The following is a 1,417-nucleotide window of genomic DNA, read 5'->3' as shown; positions in this document are numbered from 1 at the left end:
GGGCCTTCACAGCTGAGTGTGGGTAGCGGTTCTCCGCCAGGGGCGATGACCGCCTGCAGCGAGCAGAGCCCGTAACCGGTAGTTGTCGAAGTTGCGGAAGCCGCGGGCGACGCGACGCATGGTCTCGATGACGCCATTGACCGCTTCCGTGGGCCCGTTCGAGGCTCCTGCGGTATCGAAGTAGGCCAGGATCGCGGCCTTCCACCGGCGTAAGGTCCGTCCGAGCCGGGCGATCTCCGGAATGGGACAGGACGGGAAGGCACCGAGAATCTCGGCGACGAGCCGGCGCCCCTGCTCGGGGCGGGCGTGGTAGACCGCGCGCAGCTTCTGGTAGCAATGCCAGGCAAGGGTGACCTCGTGATGCGGGTCCCCGGCCTCGAGCTTCGCGTTGAGTCGGCGGACCTGCCTCTCGGTCAGGTGCTCGGCGCCGATCTGCAGGGTGCGGCGGATCCCGTACAACGGGTCCCCGGCTCTCCCGCGGTGACCCAGAGTGTCCTGCTGCACGCGGCGGCGGACCTCATCGACGACCTGCCCGCCGAGCTTGACCACATAGAAAGCATCGAGAACGGTGATCGCCTCCGGGAGCTCGTCGCGGATGGCATTGGCGTAGCCGTGGAACGGATCCAGCGTCGCCGTGCGGATCCCGCTCGTGAACGCCGGCCCCTGCTCGATGAGCCAGTCGCCGTAGGCCGCCCCCGTGCGCCCGGGCACCAGATCCAGCAGTCGTGCCCGGGGCCGGCCGTCCTCGCCGCGGGAGTGGTCCACGATCCCGGTGACCAGCCCAGTGCCGGGTGGGCCCACGTGGCGCCAGAGGTGCTCGTCCACGCCCAGGGCGTTCACCCCGGCCAGCCGGTCCTCGGCGGCCAGCTGGGCCTCGATGACCGGAGTGATGGCGTCCCAGACGGTGTTCCAGGCGACCCCGAGCATCTGGGCCAGGGCCGAGACCGCGATGTCGTGGCAGCGCAGCTGCGTCACCGCCCAAGCAATCGCGCGGGTGGTGAGCTTGGCCCGCGGTGCCGCCAGCTCGTGGACCTCACTGAAGGTCGTCACCTCGCACGCCGTCTCATGGCAGCGGTAGCGGCGTTTGCGCCAGACCACCCGCACGGGCACCCCGGCGCAAGGCAGGTCGTGCAGCAGCACCGCCACCCGGCCATGGCCAACGGCGAGCACCCCGCAAGCCGGACAGCCCACCAGTGACGGCACAGTCTCGACCACCAGGGTGAACGAGGAGCGGTACCGCTCGATCGTGAGCACGTGGACATCGGGCAGGTCGAAGAGCGCGCACGCCGGCGCGCACATAGCATGGGACACGTCGAGGCCTTCGAGGACGGTTGGATTCAGCACCCCCATCCTGGAGGCCTCGACCCCTACCCGACCCCCGTGACACGCACCCCGCTTGGGCCCTTACCCACACTCA

1 protein-coding gene is annotated in these 1,417 nt (G+C 69.9%); it reads right to left on the bottom strand.

Annotated elements, in window-relative coordinates; translation table 11 throughout:
- Positions 1-6 precede the first annotated feature (6 nt).
- The gene (locus L979_RS14165; RefSeq protein WP_197052196.1) at positions 7-1,344 is read right to left on the bottom strand and encodes an ISL3 family transposase; all 1,338 of its coding nucleotides are present in this window, start codon (positions 1,342-1,344) and stop codon (positions 7-9) included.
- Positions 1,345-1,417: the final 73 nt, after the last annotated feature.

Source organism: Kocuria sp. ZOR0020, from assembly GCF_000800955.1.
Taxonomy (GTDB): Bacteria; Actinomycetota; Actinomycetes; order Actinomycetales; family Micrococcaceae; genus Kocuria; species Kocuria subflava.
This window is presented reverse-complemented; position numbering and strand designations above follow the sequence as displayed.